Here is a 24,020-nt window from a genome sequence, read left to right as displayed (position 1 = left end):
CTGTGTCTGTAGCAGTCAACCATGACGTGATTATTATTGGGGCCGGCGCTGCCGGCCTTCTTTGTGCAGCAACTGCCGCTCAGCGTGGGCGGCGCGTATTGGTGATCGATCATGCGAAGCAAGCCGGTAAAAAGATTTTAATTTCCGGCGGTGGCCGCTGTAATTTCACGAACCTATACACCAGCCCTGAAAATTATCTGTCAGAAAACCCCCATTTCTGTAAGTCTGCACTGAGCCGCTATACCCAATGGGATTTTATCGACCTAGTGAACCGTCATGGCATTGCTTACCATGAAAAAACCTTGGGGCAGCTGTTTTGTGATCACAGTGCCAAAGATATCGTCAGCATGCTCCTAACCGAGTGTCGCCGCGCAGGTGCCCAGGTTCAACTACGAACCGAAATCACTGCCGTTGACTACGACGCTAATAGCTATACCGTCGTCACCAATCAGGGCGTCTTGCGAGCACAGCAACTGGTGGTTGCTTGTGGGGGGCTCTCCATGCCGAAATTAGGTGCGACCCCTCTCGGCTATCAACTCGCCGAGCAATTTGGTCATCGCATTGTGTCGGTCCGCGCTGGCTTGGTGCCTTTTACCTTGCATGACACTGATAAACAACGCTTTACAGAGTTATCTGGGTTGGCCGTGGATGTGATTGCAAGCAACCAGCGGAATCAATTCAAAGAAGCCATGCTCTTCACTCATCGTGGATTATCCGGGCCCGCAATGCTCCAGATTTCTTCGTATTGGTATCCCGGTGAAACCATTCAAATCAATCTGTTGCCGCAAGAGTCCATCTTTACCAGCTTGCTTGAACTGCGCCAACAGCGCCCTCGGATGAGTCTTCGTTCGGTCCTGCAAGAATGGCTGCCGAAGCGACTCGCTCTCACGTTGTGTGAGCAATATCAGTGGCCCGATAAAAACTTAGCTGACTGCAATAACGCTTTATTCCAAACCATTGCAGACACTTTAGAAAATTGGACCATCAAGCCCAATGGCACCGAAGGTTATCGTACGGCAGAAGTTACCTTAGGGGGTGTCGATACCCGAGAAGTCAATTCCAAAACCATGGCCAGCACCTTGCAGCCGGGGCTTTACTTTATTGGGGAAGTGCTGGATGTCACCGGCTGGCTCGGTGGCTATAACTTTCAATGGGCGTGGTCCAGTGGCTGGGCCTGTGGGGAAAGCTTGTAGGTTGTGTCGCTTTAAGCTTAGATTTCTCGAATGGCGTGTGCCTATAACTTGGCGCCCTTGCCATATCAGCAAGGGCGCCAGTAGAACTATTGCGAGTTTCTGTAACATTGATTACTTCACATTAATGCGCGACGGCTTGTTGAACAACTTGTTTCAACTCAGCATATTCAACGTAACCTGGAATGGTTTGTCCGCCAACCATAATTGCCGGCGTTCCACGCAATTGAAAATCAGAGAATACCCGATAGTTACGCTCAATAATGGTTGGCGTCGCCTTCGGGCTATCTAATTGCGAGCGGGTTCCGGTTTTACGCGCAATTTGTTCGAGCGATTTACCGGTATGCAGACCGTTCTTTTTATAGAGTAGTTCATGCACTTCAGCAAACTGCTCACGCTGATTCTGCCATACATTCAAGGCAAAGTTTGCTGGGTTCAAGTTGCCCCCCTGTACACTCTGCTGACGCAACGGTACCAACACATTAATCACTTTCACTTGTGGAAACTCTTCCACTAGTTTTTGCAAATGAGGCTCTAAACGTTTGCAATATGGGCAGTCATAATCTGTAAAGACAATAACCGGAACAGAGCCGTTTTCAGCCCCAAACCACGGGTGCGCATCATCGTTATCAAGTAACCACTTACCATGATCACGCTGCGCTTGCTCGGCAGTTTTTTTGCTTGCAATGTATTGCTGCAAGCTATTTAACACGCTCGGAATAACTTCTGGGTTCTGCTTCAGCAATTCGTTAATTTGCTCAAGTCGCTGGGGTTGATTTGCCGCTTGTTGCGCGCTCGCTGCCACGCTAACAACAAACAATAACGAAACTACTGTGCTTAAAAGGTACTTCATAACTTCTCCAATTTTTGCATCAATTGCGCCCACTTCAGACGCAACCATAAACCAACCGGCGTTGATGCGCCGGTGGTATACGAAACAATCTCGCCGTCGGCAACAATCACGACCGTTGGAGTCGCGTTGATTTGCCAACGACGTGCTAATTCACCCGTATTATCATTGACGGTCGCAAATCGATAATCGTGGTGCTGCAAGTAGCTTGTTACCCGGGCATCGTTGCCAGAACGAATCGCGATACTCATCACTTCATGATCATCGGCAAGCCAATTAATGGATGGCGAAACCCAATCACATATCGGGCACCAGGTTGCCCAAAAGTACAATAGGACGGGTTGTTCATGACTGCGCGCAAGAACATCATGCTGTTGCGAGTCGATAGTAACCACCGACAGTGCATCAATTGGGCCTGACGGCAAACCACGACTGCGCCAGCTATCCACCGCGAAACTAATGGCAATAAAAATAGCGAGGTAAATGGCTAATTGCTTTAAGAATTTCATTGACGTGCCTGCTTGATTGCTTCAAGTACCGCGTCATCCGTCAGTATCACGGGTAACGCAATGCCATTCGGCGCACCGGGTCCATAAACCTGATTAAATGGAACGCCATAACGGTTGTAGCTACGCAAATAATCGGTGATTTGGTCACTTGGCCGCGTCCAATCCCCCTGCATAAGCACGATATCATCAGCGCGCAAGGCGCTTGCCACCGGCTCTTGCAACAACACACCAATTTTATTAGCTTTACAGGTCACACACCAATCCGCAGTAACATCTACAAACACCACTTTGCCTTGCGCAACGGCACTGGCAATGACGCTTGGTTGCAGTTGCTGCCAAGCATGTTCTTCAAGCTGTTTCGGACTACTTGTCCAACTACCTACTAGCAAGCCGATGCCACTTAGCAGCACTGTGCCCGCAATAGCACCAATCACGCCCGCTCGCCCAAACCGACGGTAGGCTAATACCAGCGCCAATAAAACAAATGCGGCAACAATGAATGCGAATACGTCAGCGCTGACATGGTTACTGAGCAAACTAATCAACCACGCCGTGGTAAGCAACAATAACAACGCGAAAATCCGGTTGACCCATTTTAACCATGGCCCGGGTTTCGGGAGTTTCATCGCCACACTAGGCCATACAGCAACGGCCAGCCAAGGCAATGCCATACCGACACCTAACGCCACAAAAATAAGCAGTAACTGAAGGTTCGATGCCGCTAGGGCAAAAGCGACGGCTGTTCCTAAGAACGGCGCGGTACAAGGCGTTGCTAGCAAAGTCGCAAACATGCCTTGAATGAAATGACCCAGCGTTGATTGATCGCCACGGGTTGCTACCCACTGCTGCATGCCTTGCGGTAGTTGAATCGTCCATAAGCCACTCACTGAGAGAGCAAAGAGGCCAATCACCAGCGCCATGCCCCCGATAAAATACGGGTTCTGGAACTGAATACCCCAACCAATGGCATGTCCACCGAGCTTCAATAGCATCAGCATGATCGCCAGAATGACGAACGAGGTGATGATGCCAAGTGCTGAAGCAATAAATTGACGACGTACCTGACCACGCTCGCGCTCGGCAACAATCACCGATTGCAGCTTTAAGCCAAGTACTGGCAGTACGCATGGCATAATGTTGAGAATAAGGCCGCCAAGTAACGCCAGCGGCAGCATCATCCACCAGCTTGCGGATACTGTTGATGGCTGCACGTTACCAGCAATAGCTTGAGCGCTCATTTCTGCACGAATTAGTTCATCCGCTATGGTCACCTGAAGTGTCTCGCCAGCTAACTCTGGCTGTTCCAACCAATGCGAAATTGCAAACCGAGCGGTCAACTCATTGCCTTGTTGCTGCTGCTCTAATAACTCAATGGTGAGGTCGGCATAATCCTCACGCAGACTATCTACGAAAATACGTGGCTGCTGCCATTGCTCAGTATTCGTTACCGTTACGGCTAACTGCTGCTGTGACGCCGACCAAACCAAGTCAGACACAGTCAGTTGCGGGTGGTCACGATGCGGCAACGCACTTTGCGCTTGCTCATAGGCAAATAGCGCATCCATGTCCGCATTCAACTCACTTGGGGTGAAGTTAAGAGCGAGTGGAAAGTCGGAAATCACGCAGATATTGGTACAGCTGGCTAAGGTCAGTAGCCCTTCTAAGCGAACGGGCTGTTGCCAATCTGCCACACTAATTTGCAGCGGGAAATTGATATCACCTTGGTAACCCACCGTTTCAATACCTTGTACGTCAAAACGCTCAGGTACTGGAAAGCGCCAAGAAACATCAGTGATATTAGTAGAATCAGCTTGCCATGCCAGTTGCGGCGGTACACCACCTTCACCGGGCGTTCGCCAATAGGTTTTCCAATTATCAGCAAGCTTGACCTGCAACAAGGCTGAAACTTGCCGCTGTTCAGGGTCAGTTTTCCCCGGCACCAGCAATCGCACCTGAACCGGTGGGTGCTCTTCAAGTTGAATCCAGTCCGTCGCAACTTGGGCTTGGGCGCTTGCACTTAGCAGCCACAGCAGCATCGCAGCCAACCAGATTTTTGAAATGTTCTTCATAAAGTTATCTCATGTATTCAGTAATACTTATCGCACATATCAACTATGTGCACACAGAGTTAATAGGCTTCTGTGTTATTCATTGAATACACAAAATAGAAGGTGGCGACGACGTCGCCGATAGCTGGGCGGCGCCTGCGCATAACCAACAAAGAAGTGACGGATAATAATTAGTAAAGTGATGCCGACAAACAACGATACGGCGGCGCCACCATCTAAAATATTCAGGTGCGCTTGCTGCAATAACTGCGACGAACTATCGCATTCAGCCACCACAACCGTGTTATCGATATCACCAGCACTAGTCGTGCTTGCTTGGTTATGGTGCTGCGATTGCGGACAGCTTGCTGTTACCCAGCTACTTTGTTGGCCCCAACATAAAAACAGCACGCAAAATACCGCCATTAAGGCGGTGTAAGCTCGTTTTTTGTCAGCACCAAATCTCAACATAACCCTCGTTACTAATATCTAAAAGCTAATATCGCTCTTGCTTTTCAACTGGCGCCCATGCCGCCGTCGACGCGATATTGGCAACCCGTAATAAAACTACTGTCATCAGACGCCAAAAACAACACTAAGTTCGCAACGTCTATCGGCTCACCATAATGCTGCATTGGAATATTTTGTTCAAATTGACTTTGCACTTCTTTAGCGTGGCTAGGATTCATACTCTCCTCAATCGCTCGCATCATGCGCGTATGAATCGGCGATGGATGCACCGAATTCACACGTACACCAGATGACGCGGCCTCGAGTGCCGCCGACTTAGTTAGACCAACCACCGCATGCTTTGACGCCACATAGGGGCTCAGATTGCCAAAGCCATCCAAGCCAGCAACAGACGACATATTGATAATACTACCTGATTTCGCTTTTAACATGTGCGGCAACGCATACTTCATGCCAAGGAAAACGCCACGCACGTTCACGGCCATCACCCGATCGAAGTGCTCGGTGGTTTGTTCATGAACGGTAGCAAGACCAATGCCTGCGGCACCGCCGGTAATAATGGCAACTTTATCTTCAAGACGGGGCATCGCACACCTCCACTTGGCTTCGTGTATGTGCGATCAACTATAGATTACTTTCTGTGCAGTTTTGTGATCATCGCTAAGTTTTTTACCATTGCCCACGTTTTGCCAAACGTTCCTTACCAAAGCAACGCGACAACACCCAGTATGATAAACACCGCCGAGGCGATATAACGAGCCAAATCGAGCGGTAACTTTTGCATTAACTTACCACCGAGTAACACCACCGGCACGTTTGCGACCATCATGCCAAGCGTGGTACCTAAAGTTACTGCAACAACACTGGTGTACTGCGCACCAAGCACAATGGTGGCCACCTGTGTTTTGTCACCAATTTCAGCAATAAAGAACAAGACGGTGGTGGCAATGAAAGCGCCGTACTTGCGCACTTCATCATGCTCGTCGTTATCAGGAAATAGGCTCTGTGTGCGAGAATTTGGTCAAGCTCCTAAATGATCGACTGTTTTCCTATGTGTTAAAGAGAACTACCACAGAAATAAACTGGACTGGAGATTTACGAAAAGACAAAAAATACTTTGTCACATACTTTGATTTGTTTTGCCCAACCGAGTTCAATACCGCTGATTTTCGAAAAAAATGTCATAAAGACTTTATTGATAGCGTGACCTAACAATCACCAAAACACCATAAATTTCAATGAGATTGTAGATTTTCGTAAAACTAGCCCCGCAATTAGTGTACAAACTTTATTGTTAGTTCACATGTAGGTTGTGACTTCGATAAAGCAATTTCCCCACATTGCATAATTAAGGCGTTTGGTTTGCCAACAAATTCGTGACGGCCGCTTTGAGGTCGTCATAATCAACATAGCCAGGAATAACCAGTGGCCCCATGATGATTGCGGGGGTACCACGGAGTTGGAAATCATTGAATACCCGATGGTTTTGCTCAATCACCGAGGCGGTTGCACGAGCACTGGTGAGCTGTGATCGGGTGCCGGTCTGGCGCGCGATTTTCTCCAGTGATTGCGCTGTATGTAGGCCATTTTGCTCATACAGTAACTGATGGACTTCCGCAAATTGATTCGGTTGGTTCTGCCACACGTTTAACGCGTAATTGGCTGGATTCAGACGCCCGCCTTGCACATTTTGCTGGCGAATCGGAACCATCACGTTAATGACTTTCACTTGCGGGAACTCTGCCACCAAGCGTTGCAAATGGGGCTCTAAACGTTTGCAATAAGGGCAGTCGTAATCGGTGATCACCACGACAGGTAAGGAGCCATTCTCGGCACCATACCAAGGATGAGTGCGGTCATTGTTGAACAGCCAACCTTCATGTTTTTGCATAAGTGCGAGATGTTCATTACGCTGGCGGAAGAACTCTTTCACACTCGACAGCACATTGGGGATCAAAGCTGGATATTCTTCCAAGAGCTGATTCAATTCCTCCAACTCGGTTTGATAATCGGCTTTGTCTTGACCAAATAAAGGGGCATTCCATAACGCCATCACGATCAAGAGCCCACTCATTAACCTGCTAATCATTTACTTCATTCCTTACGTGATGAGTGCCAGTACCCCGAGGGTAATAAATATCATCGCAGCTGCATAGCGCGCCCATGATAATGGGAACACTTTCATGATACGCTCCCCCAGCAGCACGACCGGAACGTTTGCTAGCATCATTCCTAACGTTGTACCTAACGTAACTGCAATCACTTGATTATACTGGGCACCAAGCACCACCGTGGCAATTTGTGTTTTATCACCAATCTCAGCCACAAAAAACAGAACAAGTGTCGCGACAAATGTCCCATAGCGGCGCACCGTCTTCCCTTCGTTGTCATCGATTTTATCGGGGAATAACACCCACAAGCCGACCACAATAAAACAAGCGGCAACCAAATAGGTCGCAATATGAGGGGGGATCACGGTCATCAACCACTGGCCAAACCAAGCTGAAACAAGATGGTTCAATAGTGTCGCGACAAAAATGCCGGCAATGATGGACCACTTATGGCGATAACGTGCAGCAAGCAGTAAACTCAGAAATTGTGTTTTATCACCGATTTCCGCAATAGCTACCGTCGCCGTTGAGGTTAGGAATGCGTCCACATAAAACTCCTTTAGAGAAGGCGCATTTTATAGGGGTTCGTGGGAATGATCAAAAATATCAACTACCACTTACGGGTTATTGAGGGGGTACTCCTTCAGCTCAACTTAATTTGTCATATGAACTGCGTATACTGCATTCATACGCCTTTAGTTTTGATCTCTATCAGGAAATCCTCATGACAAACATGACCTCACACATTCATTGTCAAAATTGCAGTATGGCAGCGCTGTGTTTGCCTTATCAGCTTGATCAAGAAGGCATGGCTCGACTGGATACCATCATTCAGCGGCATAAGCCGATTCAAAAACGCGATATTTTGGTTCATGCAGGGGCACCCCTCAAGTTTTTATATGCGGTGCGGAGCGGCTCGCTGAAATCCTATACCATTGACGACAATGGGGTAGAGCAAATTATTGATTTTCACCTACCCGGTGATGTTATTGGCTTTGATGGACTTTCAGAAAATGAGCACCGCAGCTATACGCAGGCCCTTGAGACCAGTATGTTGTGTGAAATTCCAATCACTGCGCTGGATGAATTAGCCGAGCAAATGCCGGGGTTACGTCGTCAATTATGGCGCCTGATGAGCGGTGAGATTTTCACCAGCAAACAACTTCTCGGCACCCTGAACAATCGCACAGCGCAACAACGGGTTGCACACTTCTTAGTCACCTTAGCAGAACGCTTCAAGGAGCGAGGTCTATCGAGCCGTTCTTATCGTCTTACCATGACACGGGCCGATATTGGCAACTATCTAGGGCTATCCGTCGAAACCATCAGCCGCATTCTATCGAACCTGCAGCAAGAAGGGGTCATCGAAGTCCAAAACAAACTGGTTGAGATTATCGAGCCACTCCGCTTACGCGAAATGGCTCAGTAGTATTCCCCCAATCACTGGCAACCGCCACAGCAGTGGCCGTTGCCATGATGCCCAGCGGTAACTGTTTCCGGTTGCTTAAATAACACCGAGTTTTCAACAACGATATGCTGGTTTAAATCCGCAATAAATTCAGCCAATTGGCGATACAACATAACCCAACTACCACAGGCATCTGTGGGTGGGCAGCATTGATTTGTGAGCGCCAGCAGCTGCGAAATCAACTGCTCATGCTGCTCATGCTCTTCCTCCATGACAGCAATAGGGCCTTGTGGATAAATTCCTCCTGCGAGCATCGGGAATAAGATTTGCTCTTCTTTTAACATATGGCTTTCTAATTCTTGATAAACCACTTGTAACAGCTCACTTAATCCACTGGGGCACGCGCTGTGATCAAAATGAACTTCTTCAATTTTCCGCGCTAAGACCATGAGCTCAGGTAATTGCACTCGATGCTTTTCATGAAAATTCTCAATAATGAATTGCACAAGATCTTTGGCAGGCATGGCTTGGAAAACAGCTAATACTTGTTCATGGTTCACTGGTGTTGTCATTGCAACGCTCCTCTCAACAACTTGGGATTCAGGCGGGACAATCCCGCGGCCTACCCCAGAGGGATTGCAAGAAGAGTGCCAAGACTACCCACTTTGATTTATATCGAGATTTTAAACGGGATGGTATATTAAACCCTCTATTGGCTGGGTCATTTGGGCCCCAATACGGTGATTTATACCATGCACGATGTTTCGCTCTTAGAAACCCTCATTGCCGATTTGGTCACAGATTTACCTGCGGCCATTCGACTTGAAAAAGTCGTGAAAACATTACGCACTCACTTTCATTGCGGTGCGGTCGTGATCTTAAAACGTGAGCAAGAGATGTTACGCCCTATTGCCAGTGTTGGACTGGCGCGAGAAGCTCTTGGTCGCCGCTACCTGATCGCGCAACACCCAAGGTTAGCAGCGATTACCGCTGCTCGAGAAGCTATTCGCTTTGAACCCGATAGCCCTCTTCCTGACCCCTACGACGGCTTGATTGAAGAAAGCCCAGATGGAATGCTTGCCGTGCACGATTGCATGGGGATCAGCCTGTATATTGAAGGTCAAATTTGGGGCGTCCTTACCTTGGATGCACTCACGCCGGGCACCTTTGATGAGCACACCATGCACGCCTTGCAACGAGCCAGCCTGTTGGTCGAAGCGGCGGTCCGCATGAGCATGATTGAAGAGCATGTCCGTGCGCTCAGAAATCAACCTCGCGATAACCAACAACGCTATTCCAACTCAATTCATGAAAACCATGACATTATTGGTCGCAGTTCTCGCTTAATGAATGTCATGCAAGAGCTTGCCGTTGTCGCACAATCCGATTTACCGGTATTGTTGCTGGGGGAAACCGGTGTTGGGAAAGAGCTGTTTGCGCGCCAATTGCACCAGCAATCGACACGCAGCCAACAGCCATTAATTTATGTCAATTGTGCCGCGCTCCCCGAAACCCTTGCCGAGAGTGAACTCTTTGGACACACTCGCGGCGCCTTCTCAGGTGCCAGCCAAGAGCGAGCAGGGCGCTTTGATAGTGCCGATGGGGGGACGATTTTTTTAGATGAAGTAGGCGAGTTGCCACTTTCCATCCAAGCTAAATTACTTCGCGTTTTGCAAAATGGTGAAATTCAGCGGCTAGGCAGTGATCGCTCCCATCGGGTGAATGTTCGAATTGTCGCCGCAACCAACCGTGATCTTCAGCAACAGGTTAAAACCGGTGATTTTCGAGCGGATTTATACCATCGACTGTCCGTGTATCCATTACCTATTCCGCCTTTACGAGAGCGGGACGACGACATCGCCTTGTTGGCAGGTCACTTTCTTGAACTCAATCGGACTCGAATAGGTGTACGCGCACTGCGGCTTTCTCCTGCCGCCGAACAAGCGCTCCACCGTTATGATTGGCCCGGCAACGTTCGAGAGTTGGAGCACACAATTAGCCGTGCCGCCATTAAAGCACTCAGCCGTGGCGCGCATCGCAATGATATTGTGACCATTGATGCGGCTCTACTCGATTTACCGATAACAGCAACCCAACCAACGCTCCCTGAGCAATCGACGGTAGAACCAGCGCCATACATGGCATTGGGAACCATGAGCCTGCGTGATGCAATCGATGAATTACAGCGACAATTCATTTTGCAAGCACTCACAAAAAGCGGTTACAATTGGGCACAAGCTGCTCGCCTCCTTGATATGGATCCGAGTAACCTTCATAAACTAGCATCTCGATTGGGGCTAAAGTAAGGATTTTATGGCGGTCATATTGCGCATTTTTGTGTGGCGCTCGATTGCAATTCTAGCAATCATTTTGGGTATTATTGGGCTATTACTCCCCATTATGCCAACCGTTCCGTTTCTCTTAGTGGCGGCATGGGCAGGTGGAAAAGGATGGCCGATCCTTGAAGAGAAGTTACTGTCTCATCCGAAGTATGGCCCTCAAATTATCGCTTGGCGTCAACACGGTGTGGTTCGGCGCCGTCCGAAAGTGATCGCCTCGGTGATGATGTGTGGCAGTGCCACCATGTTAAGTTTAAGCCCGGTTCCAATCCTATTAAAGGTCACCGTCATTGGTATCATGCTGATGGTTGCCACGTGGCTCTGGCTACGGCCTGAGGCCGAGCCAGTCACCCCGTCAACAGAAAGTTAGCCCGGCCGACCATCGGGTCGTGGCGTGGTCAGAATCGGTAAATAAACCACCACATAAATGGCATAAGCCACAATCCAAGCACCTGCTGCAATGATTAAGCCAATCATGGTCATCGCTGGGAATAACCAAAGTAAGAGAACCCGTGTCAGGGCGGCCAGGATGACCAACATAAATGCCGCAGACATGATCGGTTTCGGTTGCAATGGACGGCCACTATGCCCCAAAGAAACCCGCGCCAGCATCGCCAGAATCATATTTCCCATCGCCCCGGCAGTCAGTGCATGCAATGCCGTCGAGGTGGTGATGCTGGTAACCCCAAATTCTCGCAGGGCGAACAATGCTAGTCCGAACGGAATCATCCAATAGGCAAGATGCAGCGACCATAACAACGGCACCCGCCACGTTACCCAAATCCGCCAACGCCCGCAGCGCCACGCCAACGTGAGAGCAGCAAATGCATATAAGGCCCCCATCACCCCAGCAGGTAACTGACTGCTGATTAAGGTGATATTTAAAATAAATATCAGCCACAAACTTCCTAACGCCAAAAGATCCAACCACACAATCGGCTGCACTTTCGGGGTCATGGTGCCATTGGCGGTAAACATCGGCAGCACGCGGCCACCAACAATCACCATCAATAAGGTAATCAGCCAGACGGCGTTGTAACTTCCTAATTGCTGCATATCAAACCGGTTCGTCAACAACCCGTAATGCATCAAACCATTACAGAAAGTCAGGAGAAATAACACCGGCACAAAAAAGAGATTGCGCTGTTGCTGTACTTTAATCAGGGGGATGGCGAACAACACTGCTGCTAAGGGTAAAAACAGCAGATCGACCGCTACTACCAGCCACACGGGTGCTGCCGCCCCAAATAACATCAACAGCCGTGCGGCTAACCACACGACCATCAGAATCCCTAAGGTTTTCCCGTGCGTTGCCCGTAATCCCGTCCAGTTCTGAACTGCCGTCAACAAAAAGCCGACCACGATGGCAGCAACAAAACCAAACAACATTTCGTGGGCATGCCAAAACATCACTTGGCCATACACCGGCAAATTCAAATGACCACCTAAAACGGTGATCCACAGCGCCATCGCAATCGCACTAAAACTTGCGCCTAACAAAAATAGGGGGCGGAACGCTTGTCGTAGCAGCGGCCACATCCGCTGCTCGACTTGTAAATCAGTAATCTGCATCATGAGTGCTCCTTGGTTGGGGCGTTAATCAAGCTGTTGCACGAGTCCAGCAAGGGCCAGCCAATACCCATTACTGTCATTTTTCGCCAATGGCTGGGGGGCTTGTCCGAACCTATTCGCACGGAATTTTTCTAACCAATCAAAGGTTCCCATTAGCTGCGGACTTAACCGCACGACATCAACAATGCCTTGCATTGAAGGGAGCTGATTAATCAGGTTGTATCGGCTACCTGACTGGGTCTGAATCCCATTCAAAACAAACACTTGCTGGCCTTCCTGGCTGCTTACCGGGCGCCCTTCTGGGTATTGAATGCACACCAGTTCGCACTGATCTTTGGGGCGATTTTCAGACCGTGCCGTAAAGCATCGACCTGACCAAGCTAATGGCATGTGCCCAAAGGCAAACACTTCCACTTCAAGGCAATCACGGACATCTTTTACTAGCGGTTGTTGCAGCAATTGCGTGAGCCACTCGCGGGAGAGCTCAACGGGCATCACCCACCGATTCATGCCCCTATTCATTAAATGCCGCAACGTGTATTGGTTGTAGCAGCTAATGGCGGAACCAGCAACAAAGGGCAGTTTATGTTCCTGCAGGTAGGCAATCGCCCCCACATCATTCGCCTCAATTAAAAACTCACCTTGGTCACAGTAACGGCGTAACTCTCGTAACTCCGATGGGGCTTCCAGTAAGGTCATGGTGGATAAGCATACCTGCTTACCCGCTTCACGCAAACTATGGGCAATGGCAAGGTAATCATCAAATTTCAGCTCACGCCGTTTGCTGCAAACCGTCTCCCCTAAGTACACGATATCCACAGAGGATTCGGCCGCCTGTTGATAAAAGTTCATGACCACGTCTCGTGGCCAAAAGTACTGAATTGCTCCTAATGAAAATTTCATCATTATTTCCACTTACGGTGATAGGCGCCTAAGGTTGTCTGGCGGCCTTCTGACAAATCTGCGAGCACACGGTCCCACTCTTGCTGAACCTGAAAACGGGAGGCGTCAGCCATTACGGAATCAATCGCTTGACGCCAGACACGGGTAATTTGGCTCACGTACGCAGGGCTCCGTTGCCGCCCTTCAATTTTTAACGAGGCAATCCCTTCTTGATAAAGCTCAGGCAACAAACTTAACGTATTGAGGCTGGTTGGCTCCTCCAGCGCATGGTAGGTATCATTCCCCACCTGAAAACGGCCCTTGCAAAGGGTGGGATACCCCGCTGTTTCCTCGGGTGCAAAACGGTCGATCAAAATATTGTTTAGTCGAGACTCTAATGTCCCCTCGTCCCCTTCATCCCAACGCACGAACTTGGCGGGCGAACAGGCGCCAACGGTATTCGGGGATTCGCCGGTCAAATACGAGCTTAAATAGCAACGCCCTTCGGCCATAATGCACAAGCTCCCAAAGGCAAAGACTTCAAGGTCAACCGACGTACTGCGTGCCAATGAACGGACTTGATTCATGGATAACACTCGCGGCAGAACCACTCGCTTCACCCCAAACTGCTGATAAAACTCAATCGCGGCGGCATTGGTTGCCGATGCCTGTACCGACAAATGAACCTCCACCTGTGGGTAACGTTCTGCGGCATACGCCAGCATAGCAATGTCAGCTAAAATCAATACATCGGCACCTGCACGCACAGCCACGTCAACCGCGTTTTGCCATACTTGGAACGTATCCGCATGGGCAAACGTGTTAATCGCCACATGGAGCTTCCGCTGCTGCTGGTGCACATACCGTACAGCCTCTTTTAAACTGGCTTCATCCAAGTTCAAGCCGGCAAAGTGACGCGCATTGGTTTCGTCCTTCAGCCCGACATATACCGCATCTGCCCCCTGTTCAATAGCGGCCTTTAGCGCTGGCATACTCCCAGCGGGACACAGAAGTTCCATAATTATTGATCCTGTTCATTAACATGCATTCATAATGAACATTATAATTCGGGGAAAAATTTACGGGAAAAAAATAGGCGGCAAATGATGGTTATCACTAAAGTAGTAGATCATTGGAATCAGCTAGCAGTGGGTTTGAATCGGGTGTTGCACTTTACCCCTAAACCCTTGTTAGAACAGTTGATGGGGCAAACATTAAACCATTTTTTTAAGCCTGAACGACAGCGCCAGCAATTTGAGTTTTTGCATCAACGCTGGGTCAAAATCAGCATTCCTGACTTGAGTCTGATATTTGCGGTAACCGCAGATAACACATCATCCGAACCTCGTTTACGGGTTTCCATGCGGCCTCAACAAGCAGCAGTCACCATGCGCGGAGATAGCGCTGCATTATTAATGCTGATTAGTGGTGAGTGCGATCCAGATACCTTGTTTTTCCGGCGGAAATTGTTACTCACCGGAGACACTGAACTCGGTCTCGCAGTCAAAAACCTGCTCGATACCGTGGAGCTTGAAGGTCGGCTACCGCGCTTCGCAATTGATACCACTAAACGCGTGGCGCAGGGGCTCCATACCCCTTCTGGTGTATCAAATTTTTGATCTCTATCAGCTAAACTGCGGCCATTCGTATTTCTGATCGCCATCCCATTGGGGGGTTCAAATGACTCATCAAGCACAGCAAGTTGTCTGGAGCCAAGAGCTTATCGACAAATACAATATTAATGGTCCGCGCTATACGTCGTATCCGACGGCGTTGGCGTTACAAGCGAAGTTTCCTTTGAGCACCATGGAGCGTACACTCCAGCAAGCATCACAAAAACTCAGCTTATATATCCATTTACCTTTCTGTCATAAGCTTTGCTACTACTGTGGTTGCAACAAAGTCATTACCCGACATCAGCATAAAGCGGATATCTACCTCGATTATTTAGCCAAAGAAATGGCCATGTATCGTCCACTGCTGGGTAATCGCCGATTTGAATCGGTGCATATGGGCGGAGGAACCCCCACATTTTTAACTGAAGCCCAGTTGACACGGTTAGACAATTTACTCCACGAGCACTTCCAATTCACCGAGAATGCCGAGTGGAGTATTGAAATTGACCCACGCAGTTGCAGTGACGAGAAGCTTCGTCACTTACGTAAATTAGGATTTAACCGTGTCAGCTATGGCGTCCAGGATTTTGACAGTCAAGTTCAGATTGCCATCAACCGAGTCCAAGACACGGAATTAATCAAGCACCAAGTGGCATTAAGTCGTGAACTTGGTTTCCATTCGATCAACCTCGATCTTATTTATGGCTTGCCATACCAACGCCCGGAAACCTTTAAAGCATCGATTGATCAGGTCATCGCGTTGAACCCCGATCGCATCTCATTATTTAGTTATGCCCATTTACCTTCACGGTTTGCCGGGCAGCGAAAAATTGCGGATGACAGCCTTCCATCAGCCCCCATTAAACTTGAACTGCTACAGTTGGGCATTACTCGCTTTACTGCTGCTGGCTATCAATTTATTGGCATGGACCATTTTGCGAAAACCGATGACACACTTGCGCAAGCGCAGCAGCAGGGCAAGCTACAACGTAATTTCCAAGGCTACACCACCCATGGCCAAGATGCGCTTTTGGGTATCGGCGCTTCGTCCATCAGCCAAATTGATGGGGTTCTGTGGCAAAACAATAAAGAGCTTCCCACCTATTACCGGTTATTGGATGAAGGGCGATTACCCATTATCAAAGGCTTCGAATTAAGCGCAGATGATCGCCTCCGAGCAGCCCTGATTTCACAAATCATTTGCCATTTTGAGCTGGATATCGAGGCCTTTAAAAACCAATGGGGCATGGATGACTTCTGGGAGTATTTCGCAACCGCACAACGGAAATTAGCCCCGTTCGTTGACGATGACCTGGTCAATATCTCAAAAACTCACATTACCGTGACTGAGCTCGGTCGGCTTTGGGTGCGAAGTATTTGCGCATGCTTTGATGCCTACCTCGATGACGCTGCCACTGCCCCGCGTTATTCCAAAGTGGTTTAAGCACGACAACAGTGGCAGGCGACAGCAGGTGTTAACTCACCTGCTGTAGTACTCGAGTCTGCGCTCCCGCACTGGCATCTTGCTGAGTCGGTTGCTGTCGATGGTAGTGACGAGCTGCATGCTCTTTACGACGCCCCGCACTGAACGCAGATACCCGCTTTAAATATCCAATCACGCGCGTGCCGTAATCGATATCTGTCGAGCCACAGCTTGAACAGGCACTCAGGGTGCGTTTATCGATATGCTCACAGTCGTTACAGATCGTAATTTTTACGTTCACGCAAAAATAGTTACAACCTGTGGTGGCCGCAATGTTTAATAGGGCCAAATAGCCATCGGCTGAAAGCTTTTCATCCAAGTTTAAATGCAGCGCGGAACCGCCATCTAAATACTCAATCAACTCTTGACCGTGCAGCATAAACTTATCAAGAACGTTGGTCTGCTCATCTTCCACCACATAAAAATACGAGTTGTAACAATCCCGAGGTACAAAATAGCCGTCCTCACGATCCCACTTCGCATTTTTTACGCCTAAGTTTTCTGCTGGCACAAACTCCGTATTGAAGAGGTAGCCATAGGCTTTTTTCGCTTCTTTATTGGCATCATAAATAACTTTCAGATGGTCCTGCACAAACTGAATGTACTCGGGGTTATTACTGGCTCGAATCCCTTGGGACTCAGCCGCCTCCACCATGCCATTAATGCCAATGGTCAAAAACTGTTTGTCGAGGCTAATAAAACCTGCGTCATAAACTGTTAGCAGACCGGCGGCTAAGTATTCTTCCATGATCCGGCGGTAGGCAACTTGGTAACGGTGGACTTTTTCCACTTCGGTTCGCAAATCACGACCATCTTGCACTAAGCGATTCATATTGATGGTAATGACATTAATTGAACCGGTGGCAACGCCCCCTGCACCTAAGGTGTACGAAAAGGTATGGTCGGCAATTTCATTACGTAGGCGGCAGCATGAGGCTAACGAATCAGCATTGGGCGACAAATACACAAAGAATGAATTACCTTGTGCCAGTTCCTCCGCCATTTGGCGCGCAAAGCTTTGATCTTTGCATTGCCCTTGGTCGGTTAACATGGCCACGGTCACCACCGGAAACGTTAAAATTGTTTTCTTACGTTCTTCATTGAACCACTGTAGAAAAAACTGCTGCAGCGCACTCACCGAATCCCAACTTGGCTTGGTAAAGTCAGGGAACACAAAATCACCAAACATACTGCTGAAGTAATGCTGGTCATAAATGGAAATATTCCAGAAGACACTTTGATAGCCTCGTGCTGCTGCAGGCTGGTTCAAGGCGTACACTACATGCTGTAGATGATTCGCAATTTGATGACGGTGGGTGGTTAAATAGTCATCCCCATAATCGCGCCGCGCGTAGTAATCGAAATAGGTTAAAAACTCGACCGTTGCAACCGCGCCAGCAAACTGTGAGCTCACCGCAAAAACAAAGTTAACGAAGGTGCCACAAAAACTCTCTAAGTGCTTGGGTGCTTGGGATTCTCCCCCGAGCTTTGTCAGCCCATCCCGTAAAAATGGGTACATGGTGACGGAGACGCAGTACGGTTTTAAGCTCGTTTCATCATGCACATAGATTTCGTGATTCTCTATTTGCCGAACGTATTCTTGGCCGAGTTCAGCACCAAAAAGCTCCGTGATTTTATTGCTCACTTGCTGCCGATTAATTTGCACAAAAAAATCTTTCATTAATTCAGCTTCAAGGGTGGCAATATTTTTCTGGGTCACGTTTGCATTGGCATCCATTTTGGAGCCATCCGCCGCATTGGGTGCCGCTAAATAATCGTGAATGAAGTTTAGTTTTGCATCCACTTGGTCGGGGTGTAAGCGTATCATCATGAATCTCCTATGATATCGGTACAAGCGATAAGGTCACCGCTTAAAAAGCGATGGTTGAGTAGGGTTTGGGTGCGTAAGTCATAAAATTTCTGGTTGGTTGTGGGGCTGGTTAATCCGCCGAGCTCGGCAATCCAAGGGCCGGTTTTCAGATAGGTCAAATGCTGTTTGATTGCCTCAGAAACATCTTCGTATCCGGTGTAAAGACAGGTATTGAGGCCCGCATCACGTGCCACCTTAAGCAGCTCAATCAAGGCCGCAGGCTGCCATTCCCCACCTAACATCAACACACAGCTGAGTAAGGGGTGATAGTGCTTCAAACGTTGGCTCAAGTAGTCAGGCGTCAGTAATTCACCACGGTCTGCTGGCCAGCTGTCGGCGCTATGACACCCTTTGCACCCCACCGGGCAGCCCGTTATCGTAAAGGCGAGTGATACCTCACCTGGAACCTCTTGAAAAACCACTTGCTCTGCACTAAATCGAAGCATAAAACACCTATATATTGTGTGTGATTAGCTATCAAGCACTAGATATTGTGTTTTAGCATAGACCTCTTCCCTAGCACTTCCTTGATCCAACGCAAGGATCTTACGCACGGTATCGACCATCGCTGAAAATCCGTGTTGCTGAAGCGTGGTTCCTTTCTCTACGGCCACGGTTGTTTGCACCAAGCAGGGTAAAATCAACCCTTATCAAGCAGGGTCATTTTAACCATTAAAAATAAATAATCCTTTAATCTCAATTGGTTAAGTGTTGGCATGTGAATTGCTTAGTTGCTCATGGGTGCGCTAATTCATTGTTTAAAAAGCGTCTATCTGCTTACGGGAGAACATAAAAAATGAAACACCAATACTTACCAACGGAGGTGCCAAATGGCAGGTTATAAAAAGCTGTGGTGGACACTGATCATCATTCTTGCCATTACCTTCGGCATTCTCGGATACTTCGGCACCGAGGTTTACCGCAAGGCTCCACCCATTCCTGCACAAGTTGTGACCGAATCAGGCCAAGTACTGATGACAGAAACATCCATACTGGACGGGCAAACGGCATGGCAATCTGTGGGCGGCATGCAACTTGGCTCAATTTGGGGGCACGGCGCCTACCAAGCGCCAGACTGGACGGCTGATTGGCTACACCGTGAACTGGTGGCATGGCTGGATATTAAGGCACAACAAACTTATGGTGTCCCTTATGAAAAACTAACGCCTGAATTACAAAACGCATTGCGGTTTGAACTCAAGCAGACCTACCGCAACCCAACCTATGATGCCGCGAATAATCGCTTAGTCATTGATGACGTTCGAGCGGCAGCCATATCGCAAACCGCTGCCTACTATGACCGCTTGTTTAGCGATGACTTATCCTTAACAACAACTCGCCAAAGTTACGCGATGAAAGAAAACACCTTACCCAGCGCAGAGCGGCGTGAGGTGATGACTCATTTCTTTTTCTGGACCGCGTGGGCAGCAGCAACAGAACGGCCTGATTCTGATGTTACTTACACCAATAACTGGCCTCATGAACCGCTGATCGATAACACCCCTTCGGCCGAAAACATTATTTGGTCGCTCATTTCAATTATCCTGTTAGTTGCAGGGATTGGTGGTCTTATTTGGGGGTGGGCATTCTTACGCAAACACGATGAAGAAGAACCTCAAGCACCTGCTAAAGACCCGATTAGTTTGGTCAAGTTAACCCCGTCACAACGAGCGCTCGGAAAGTATCTGTTCTTAGTGATGGCGTTGTTTATTTTCCAAATTTTCCTGGGTGGATTTACTGCTCACTACACCGTTGAAGGACAACATTTCTATGGCATTAATGTGTCTGAGTGGTTCCCTTACTCGCTGGTGAGAACTTGGCATATTCAGGCCGCTTTATTCTGGATCGCGACCGGATTCTTAGCTGCTGGTTTATTCTTAGGGCCCATTATTAATGGTGGTAAAGATCCTAAGTATCAAAAGCTTGGGGTCGATATCTTATTCTGGGCATTGGTGGTTGTGGTGGCCGGCTCCTTCATCGGAAACTACTTAGCCATTGCGCAAATCATGCCAGAGCATCTGAACTTCTGGTGGGGTCACCAAGGGTATGAATATGTGGATTTAGGTCGTATCTGGCAAATTGGTAAATTTGCTGGCATTGCCTTCTGGTTGGTCTTAATGCTCCGTACCGTTGTTGGCGCCTTAAAACAACCTGGGGACAAAAACCTGTTAGCCCTATTAACCGCCTCCATCGTGGCCATTGGTCTCTTCTATGGCGCAGGATTCTTCTATGGTGAACGCACCCATATCTCTATTATGGAGTACTGGCGTTGGTGGATTGTCCATTTATGGGTTGAAGGATTCTTCGAAGTTTTTGCAACCACAGCATTGGCCTTTATTTTCCACAGCATGGGTCTCGTTTCACGCCGAATGGCAACCACTGCTTCGCTTGCATCAGCCTCGCTGTTCTTGCTGGGTGGGGTTCCTGGTACCTTCCATCACTTATATTTCTCAGGCACAACAACTCCTGTCATGGCCGTTGGTGCCACCTTCTCAGCCCTTGAAGTTGTTCCACTCATTGTGTTGGGCTATGAAGCATGGGAAAACTGGAGTCTGCAGCATAAAGCGGCTTGGATGGAACGGGTGAAATGGCCATTACTCTGCTTTGTTGCCGTAGCATTCTGGAACTTCCTCGGTGCTGGCGTGCTTGGTTTCATGATTAACCCCCCCATTGCGCTGTACTACATCCAAGGGTTGAACACGACCCCAACTCACGCCCACGCAGCATTGTTTGGCGTGTATGGGTTCCTCGCCATTGGTTTCGTATTGCTGATTTTGCGGTACTTACGCCCGCAATTTGCATTCAACGAAAAAATCATGAAAACCTCATTCTGGTGGCTCAACATTGGCCTCTGCCTGATGTTGTTCACCAGCTTGCTGCCAGTCGGTTTCATCCAGTTCTTCGCCTCGGCATCAGAAGGCCTTTGGTATGCCCGCAGTGAAGAGTTTATGCAGCAACCGATTCTGCAAACACTACGCTGGATTCGTACCATTGGTGACGTGGTCTTCATTATTGGTGGACTGGCAGTTGCCCACCAAGTGGTCATGGGGCTCCTCGGAAAACAACAGCAACCTGTCGCTGATGTTGTTCCGGTGAAATAACCGTTCGCAGTACCGCCCGAGATAGTTCTTCTATCTCGGGCTTTTTTTATGCCTTGGGCTCTAGCAGATAACTGTGTTCGAGCACCTGACTATCGCCACCTTCAATAAAGCCTGGCTGTGATGGCAGAGAATGAACCTGATAACGGTCTTCGTATGCAGTGCGAACTTCTGCCTCCCAAATCGCAAAGGGAGGACCTTTCCAATATCCCTCTGGATACTCAACCGTAATCAATAACCCCTTGGCCGAGGGAGGTAATATTTGCTGTAAGTGTTGGTTGTATTCTTGTCGCATCGCTACGGGGAGTGCGACCAGTGCAGCCCGATCATACCACGCATGACAGGCTTCTAAATGAACGGGTTGAAGCTCGAAGAAATCACCTTGGTAGAGGGTGATGCCCGGCGCCTGATAGACCTGGAATGGGCCCTGCTGAGTGCAGGTGTAGGCTAACTGATGCTCTTCCATAAACGCCTCGATGGCAGCCGCACTCAATTCCACTCCCACCACCTGATACCCCTCATCAAGGAGCCATTTCATATCCAGCGTTTTGCCACTCAACGGCACAAATACCGTTGCTGGTGGTGCGACTAAATGAGCAATTTGCGCCGTTAAAATAGGATGAACCTGCGCTCGATGGAAACCAATTTCACCCCGCTGCCACCGTTCATGCCAAAACTCATGGTCCATAACTTCTTCCTTTGTTCGCATCTTGCTTAAATTCGGATTAAACTATAACGAAGTTACAGCAATGACTCTAGTAGTCAGGTCACGATGAATAATTTCTCTATTGTTACACGAATTGGTATCGCCCTCAGCGCCATGGTCGGGTTAACGATCATCACGTTGCTGGCGTCATATTGGCTTTCAGAGAAAGCCGATCATGACGCCTTAGCCATTAACATGGCGGGCTCGTTGCGTTACCAAGCGTATCAATACACCCTGCAGGTCATGTATGCCCCCGCTGAAGCGGACGCGGTTGCCGAACAGTTAACGGCCAGTTGGAATCACCATGTGTTTAAACGTTTTCAACATGAACAAAGCGAATTAGCCCAACAATTTCAGCGTTCCAAAACCCAATGGCTAGCATTCCAACAACAAGTAGGGGATGGGCAAATTCCGCAGGAAAATTTAATGCTGGCCATTCAACCGCAAATTGCCCATATCAACCAAGTGGTCACAGCAATTCAGCAAGACGCGGAATCACGGATTCGCTCCATTCGCTCCATTCAAGTAGTGAGCTTATTCAGTAGTATTGGCTTGGCTTTGGTCATATTTTATTGGTTGCGCACCCGCGTACGGTACCCACTAGAAGTGCTAACCCAAGCGGCTCGCAGAATTGGTCAAGGTGACTTCACCGCCCGCGTTAAACATCCAATGCGCGATGAACTGGGAGTGCTAGCCGGCACCTTAAATAAAATGAATGAGGCCATTGGCCACATGTACGGTAACTTAGAAAAACGGGTTGCCGAACAAACTCAGGCCATTCAAAAATCGAATATTCGACTGCAATTTCTGTATGAAACCGCGCGGACCATCATTGAACATTCACCGGGTTATCATGATTTCACCACCATTGTGAATGGCTTAAAACGTGCCGCAGAAGTTGAAGACATTGAATTATGTTTGATTACCGAAGCAGGAAATAAGCCCTATTTACAGGTGCAGCCCGTCGGGGCAACGTTTGACCCCTGTGAAGGCATCGATTGCAGCCAATGTGTGAATGCTTGTGCCGGCGTGTCCATCGAGTTCGGTAAACGAATTTATCGTTTTTCAATCACTCGAGAACACCACAATTACGGGGTGATAGTCGCGCGCTGCCCACACACAGAACAGCTTACTGATGTGCAGCAGCAACTCATCCAGTCAGTGGCTGATCAGCTTGCCATTGCCTTGAGCTTGAAGCAAGAAGAAGAACAAGTACGACGATTAGCGCTTATTCAGGAGCGAACTGTGATTGCGCGCGAGTTGCATGACTCATTAGCGCAAGCCTTGTCCTATTTAAAAATTCAAGTCACGCGACTGAACAAAGCTATCGCCAAAAACAACCAAGAAGTCATTGAGGACGTGGCTCATGAACTTCATGAAGGCTTAAACGCCGCTTACCGCCAACTGCGCGAATTACTCACCACCTTCCGCTTGAAAGTTGATGGCGCAGGGCTGTTACATGCCTTACAAACCACCATGCAACAGTTTAACAATCAGTCTGAAATTTCCTTTCGCTTAGATTATCGGCTAGAAAACACCCCCTTAGCACCGCACGAAGAGATCCACTTACTGCAAATTATTCGCGAAGCTTGTCAGAATACGATTCATCACAGTCAGGGCACCGACGTGGTGGTGCAGTTATCCCAAGATGCGGAAGAAGTGATTCATTTAAGCATTGAAGATAACGGCATTGGAATCCCTGATAATGCTGAAAAGCTGAACCACTATGGTCTTGCCATTATGCAGGAGCGGAGTCGGCATCTAGGGGGGCAGATTAAAATTCAACGGCGTGATGTAGGGGGTACCGGGGTGTATTTCGAATTTACCCCGCAATACATTCTGGAGCGCCAGCCAACCACAGTATAAC

At 48.6% G+C, this 24,020-nt stretch carries 23 protein-coding genes; 8 read left to right on the top strand and 15 right to left on the bottom strand.

The annotated features are described in order from the left end of the window. Positions 1 to 2: 2 nt before the first annotated feature. Positions 3 to 1,193: a BaiN/RdsA family NAD(P)/FAD-dependent oxidoreductase gene (locus BLP64_RS07620; RefSeq protein ID WP_092593332.1), complete on the top strand. Its 1,191-nt coding sequence runs from the start codon at positions 3 to 5 to the stop codon at positions 1,191 to 1,193. A 121-nt stretch (positions 1,194 to 1,314) separates the two neighbouring features. Here BLP64_RS07620 and BLP64_RS07615 read toward each other — a convergent pair whose 3' ends face one another. The 8 genes from BLP64_RS07615 to BLP64_RS07580 all read right to left on the bottom strand — a co-directional run bounded on the left by BLP64_RS07615 (position 1,315) and on the right by BLP64_RS07580 (position 7,727). Beyond that, positions 1,315 to 2,043, bottom strand: a complete 729-nt coding sequence (locus BLP64_RS07615; protein ID WP_176754948.1) for a DsbA family protein — start codon at positions 2,041 to 2,043, stop codon at positions 1,315 to 1,317. Further along, entirely contained in the window at positions 2,040 to 2,549 is a 510-nt protein-coding gene (locus BLP64_RS07610) for a protein disulfide oxidoreductase (RefSeq protein WP_092593328.1), read from the bottom strand. The genes BLP64_RS07615 and BLP64_RS07610 overlap by 4 nt, the downstream gene beginning before the upstream one ends. Beyond that, positions 2,546 to 4,618 carry a protein-disulfide reductase DsbD family protein gene (locus tag BLP64_RS07605; protein ID WP_092593326.1) on the bottom strand — a complete coding sequence of 691 codons (2,073 nt, stop codon included), beginning with the start codon at positions 4,616 to 4,618 and terminating at the stop codon, positions 2,546 to 2,548. The genes BLP64_RS07610 and BLP64_RS07605 overlap by 4 nt, the downstream gene beginning before the upstream one ends. Before the next feature lie 75 nt (positions 4,619 to 4,693). Beyond that, on the bottom strand, positions 4,694 to 5,068 hold the full coding sequence (locus BLP64_RS07600; RefSeq protein ID WP_092593324.1) for a hypothetical protein: 375 nt from the start codon (positions 5,066 to 5,068) through the stop codon (positions 4,694 to 4,696). Positions 5,069 to 5,112: 44 nt separating this feature from the next. Continuing rightward, positions 5,113 to 5,655 (bottom strand): SDR family NAD(P)-dependent oxidoreductase, encoded by a 543-nt coding sequence (locus tag BLP64_RS07595; protein WP_092593322.1) that lies wholly within the window; start codon positions 5,653 to 5,655, stop codon positions 5,113 to 5,115. A gap of 113 nt (positions 5,656 to 5,768) precedes the next feature. Further along, the gene (locus tag BLP64_RS07590) at positions 5,769 to 6,038 is read right to left on the bottom strand and encodes a TMEM165/GDT1 family protein (protein WP_092593320.1); all 270 of its coding nucleotides are present in this window, start codon (positions 6,036 to 6,038) and stop codon (positions 5,769 to 5,771) included. 378 nt (positions 6,039 to 6,416) lie between these two features. After that, entirely contained in the window at positions 6,417 to 7,157 is a 741-nt protein-coding gene (locus tag BLP64_RS07585) for a DsbA family protein (protein ID WP_092593318.1), read from the bottom strand. Between the two features lie 12 nt (positions 7,158 to 7,169). After that, entirely contained in the window at positions 7,170 to 7,727 is a 558-nt protein-coding gene (locus tag BLP64_RS07580) for a TMEM165/GDT1 family protein (protein ID WP_092593316.1), read from the bottom strand. 176 nt (positions 7,728 to 7,903) lie between these two features. Here BLP64_RS07580 and fnr point away from each other — a divergent pair, with 176 nt between their 5' ends. After that, on the top strand, positions 7,904 to 8,608 hold the full coding sequence (gene fnr, locus BLP64_RS07575) for a fumarate/nitrate reduction transcriptional regulator Fnr (protein WP_233340129.1): 705 nt from the start codon (positions 7,904 to 7,906) through the stop codon (positions 8,606 to 8,608). A gap of 11 nt (positions 8,609 to 8,619) precedes the next feature. On the opposite strand, the gene BLP64_RS07570 is transcribed toward fnr, so the two are convergent. Beyond that, complete coding sequence (locus BLP64_RS07570; protein WP_092593314.1) at positions 8,620 to 9,159, bottom strand: hemerythrin domain-containing protein; 540 nt, start codon at positions 9,157 to 9,159, stop codon at positions 8,620 to 8,622. A gap of 180 nt (positions 9,160 to 9,339) precedes the next feature. On the opposite strand from BLP64_RS07570, the gene norR reads away from it, so the two are divergent. Together norR and BLP64_RS07560 are read left to right on the top strand one after the other, a co-directional pair. Beyond that, on the top strand, positions 9,340 to 10,893 hold the full coding sequence (gene norR, locus BLP64_RS07565; protein ID WP_092593312.1) for a nitric oxide reductase transcriptional regulator NorR: 1,554 nt from the start codon (positions 9,340 to 9,342) through the stop codon (positions 10,891 to 10,893). Positions 10,894 to 10,900: 7 nt separating this feature from the next. Further along, on the top strand, positions 10,901 to 11,296 hold the full coding sequence (locus BLP64_RS07560; protein ID WP_092593310.1) for a YbaN family protein: 396 nt from the start codon (positions 10,901 to 10,903) through the stop codon (positions 11,294 to 11,296). Here BLP64_RS07560 and BLP64_RS07555 read toward each other — a convergent pair. The 3 genes from BLP64_RS07555 to ubiU are packed head-to-tail and all read right to left on the bottom strand — an operon-like array spanning position 11,293 to position 14,399. Then, positions 11,293 to 12,498 carry an NnrS family protein gene (locus tag BLP64_RS07555; RefSeq protein WP_092593454.1) on the bottom strand — a complete coding sequence of 402 codons (1,206 nt, stop codon included), beginning with the start codon at positions 12,496 to 12,498 and terminating at the stop codon, positions 11,293 to 11,295. The two genes, BLP64_RS07560 and BLP64_RS07555, sit on opposite strands and share 4 nt — an antisense overlap. Before the next feature lie 24 nt (positions 12,499 to 12,522). Next, positions 12,523 to 13,401 carry a U32 family peptidase gene (locus BLP64_RS07550; RefSeq protein ID WP_092593308.1) on the bottom strand — a complete coding sequence of 293 codons (879 nt, stop codon included), beginning with the start codon at positions 13,399 to 13,401 and terminating at the stop codon, positions 12,523 to 12,525. Positions 13,402 to 13,403: 2 nt separating this feature from the next. Next, positions 13,404 to 14,399: a ubiquinone anaerobic biosynthesis protein UbiU gene (ubiU, locus tag BLP64_RS07545; RefSeq protein WP_092593306.1), complete on the bottom strand. Its 996-nt coding sequence runs from the start codon at positions 14,397 to 14,399 to the stop codon at positions 13,404 to 13,406. 84 nt (positions 14,400 to 14,483) lie between these two features. Here ubiU and ubiT point away from each other — a divergent pair, with 84 nt between their 5' ends. Both ubiT and hemN read left to right on the top strand, forming a co-directional pair. Beyond that, positions 14,484 to 14,999, top strand: coding sequence for a ubiquinone anaerobic biosynthesis accessory factor UbiT (gene ubiT / locus BLP64_RS07540; protein WP_092593304.1), 516 nt, complete (start codon positions 14,484 to 14,486; stop codon positions 14,997 to 14,999). 61 nt (positions 15,000 to 15,060) lie between these two features. Beyond that, positions 15,061 to 16,440: an oxygen-independent coproporphyrinogen III oxidase gene (gene hemN, locus BLP64_RS07535; RefSeq protein WP_092593302.1), complete on the top strand. Its 1,380-nt coding sequence runs from the start codon at positions 15,061 to 15,063 to the stop codon at positions 16,438 to 16,440. A gap of 31 nt (positions 16,441 to 16,471) precedes the next feature. Here the strand turns inward: hemN and nrdD are convergent, their stop codons facing one another. After that, complete coding sequence (nrdD, locus tag BLP64_RS07530; protein WP_092593300.1) at positions 16,472 to 18,307, bottom strand: anaerobic ribonucleoside-triphosphate reductase; 1,836 nt, start codon at positions 18,305 to 18,307, stop codon at positions 16,472 to 16,474. Then, the gene (gene nrdG, locus BLP64_RS07525) at positions 18,307 to 18,795 is read right to left on the bottom strand and encodes an anaerobic ribonucleoside-triphosphate reductase activating protein (protein ID WP_092593298.1); all 489 of its coding nucleotides are present in this window, start codon (positions 18,793 to 18,795) and stop codon (positions 18,307 to 18,309) included. The genes nrdD and nrdG overlap by 1 nt, the downstream gene beginning before the upstream one ends. Before the next feature lie 384 nt (positions 18,796 to 19,179). On the opposite strand from nrdG, the gene BLP64_RS07520 reads away from it, so the two are divergent. Continuing rightward, positions 19,180 to 21,450: a nitric-oxide reductase large subunit gene (locus BLP64_RS07520; RefSeq protein ID WP_092593296.1), complete on the top strand. Its 2,271-nt coding sequence runs from the start codon at positions 19,180 to 19,182 to the stop codon at positions 21,448 to 21,450. 46 nt (positions 21,451 to 21,496) lie between these two features. On the opposite strand, the gene tmpT is transcribed toward BLP64_RS07520, so the two are convergent. Further along, a complete protein-coding gene (gene tmpT / locus BLP64_RS07515; RefSeq protein WP_176754947.1) occupies positions 21,497 to 22,135 on the bottom strand; it encodes a thiopurine S-methyltransferase in 639 nt (212 codons plus the stop codon). Between the two features lie 84 nt (positions 22,136 to 22,219). On the opposite strand from tmpT, the gene BLP64_RS07510 reads away from it, so the two are divergent. Continuing rightward, complete coding sequence (locus BLP64_RS07510) at positions 22,220 to 24,019, top strand: histidine kinase (RefSeq protein ID WP_092593292.1); 1,800 nt, start codon at positions 22,220 to 22,222, stop codon at positions 24,017 to 24,019. Position 24,020 lies beyond the last annotated feature (1 nt).

Origin of the sequence: Pseudidiomarina indica, from assembly GCF_900104245.1 — a bacterium.
In the GTDB taxonomy this organism is placed as follows: domain Bacteria; phylum Pseudomonadota; class Gammaproteobacteria; order Enterobacterales; family Alteromonadaceae; genus Pseudidiomarina; species Pseudidiomarina indica.
Note: the sequence above shows the minus strand (reverse complement) of the source record. Positions and strands in the feature narration are given on the sequence as shown.

Bases quoted from the DNA above. Each gene is read 5' to 3' on its own strand.
- BLP64_RS07615 (WP_176754948.1), bottom strand. From the start codon at position 2,043: ATGAAGTACCTTTTAAGCACAGTAGTTTCGTTATTGTTTGTTGTTAGC.
- BLP64_RS07610 (WP_092593328.1), bottom strand. From the start codon at position 2,549: ATGAAATTCTTAAAGCAATTAGCCATTTACCTCGCTATTTTTATTGCC.
- BLP64_RS07605 (WP_092593326.1), bottom strand. From the start codon at position 4,618: ATGAAGAACATTTCAAAAATCTGGTTGGCTGCGATGCTGCTGTGGCTG.
- BLP64_RS07600 (WP_092593324.1), bottom strand. From the start codon at position 5,068: ATGTTGAGATTTGGTGCTGACAAAAAACGAGCTTACACCGCCTTAATG.
- BLP64_RS07595 (WP_092593322.1), bottom strand. From the start codon at position 5,655: ATGCCCCGTCTTGAAGATAAAGTTGCCATTATTACCGGCGGTGCCGCA.
- BLP64_RS07585 (WP_092593318.1), bottom strand. From the start codon at position 7,157: ATGATTAGCAGGTTAATGAGTGGGCTCTTGATCGTGATGGCGTTATGG.
- fnr (WP_233340129.1), top strand. From the start codon at position 7,904: ATGACAAACATGACCTCACACATTCATTGTCAAAATTGCAGTATGGCA.
- BLP64_RS07570 (WP_092593314.1), bottom strand. From the start codon at position 9,159: ATGACAACACCAGTGAACCATGAACAAGTATTAGCTGTTTTCCAAGCC.
- norR (WP_092593312.1), top strand. From the start codon at position 9,340: ATGCACGATGTTTCGCTCTTAGAAACCCTCATTGCCGATTTGGTCACA.
- BLP64_RS07560 (WP_092593310.1), top strand. From the start codon at position 10,901: ATGGCGGTCATATTGCGCATTTTTGTGTGGCGCTCGATTGCAATTCTA.
- BLP64_RS07555 (WP_092593454.1), bottom strand. From the start codon at position 12,498: ATGCAGATTACTGATTTACAAGTCGAGCAGCGGATGTGGCCGCTGCTA.
- BLP64_RS07550 (WP_092593308.1), bottom strand. From the start codon at position 13,401: ATGAAATTTTCATTAGGAGCAATTCAGTACTTTTGGCCACGAGACGTG.
- ubiU (WP_092593306.1), bottom strand. From the start codon at position 14,399: ATGGAACTTCTGTGTCCCGCTGGGAGTATGCCAGCGCTAAAGGCCGCT.
- ubiT (WP_092593304.1), top strand. From the start codon at position 14,484: ATGATGGTTATCACTAAAGTAGTAGATCATTGGAATCAGCTAGCAGTG.
- hemN (WP_092593302.1), top strand. From the start codon at position 15,061: ATGACTCATCAAGCACAGCAAGTTGTCTGGAGCCAAGAGCTTATCGAC.
- nrdD (WP_092593300.1), bottom strand. From the start codon at position 18,307: ATGATACGCTTACACCCCGACCAAGTGGATGCAAAACTAAACTTCATT.
- nrdG (WP_092593298.1), bottom strand. From the start codon at position 18,795: ATGCTTCGATTTAGTGCAGAGCAAGTGGTTTTTCAAGAGGTTCCAGGT.
- BLP64_RS07520 (WP_092593296.1), top strand. From the start codon at position 19,180: ATGGCAGGTTATAAAAAGCTGTGGTGGACACTGATCATCATTCTTGCC.
- tmpT (WP_176754947.1), bottom strand. From the start codon at position 22,135: ATGGACCATGAGTTTTGGCATGAACGGTGGCAGCGGGGTGAAATTGGT.
- BLP64_RS07510 (WP_092593292.1), top strand. From the start codon at position 22,220: ATGAATAATTTCTCTATTGTTACACGAATTGGTATCGCCCTCAGCGCC.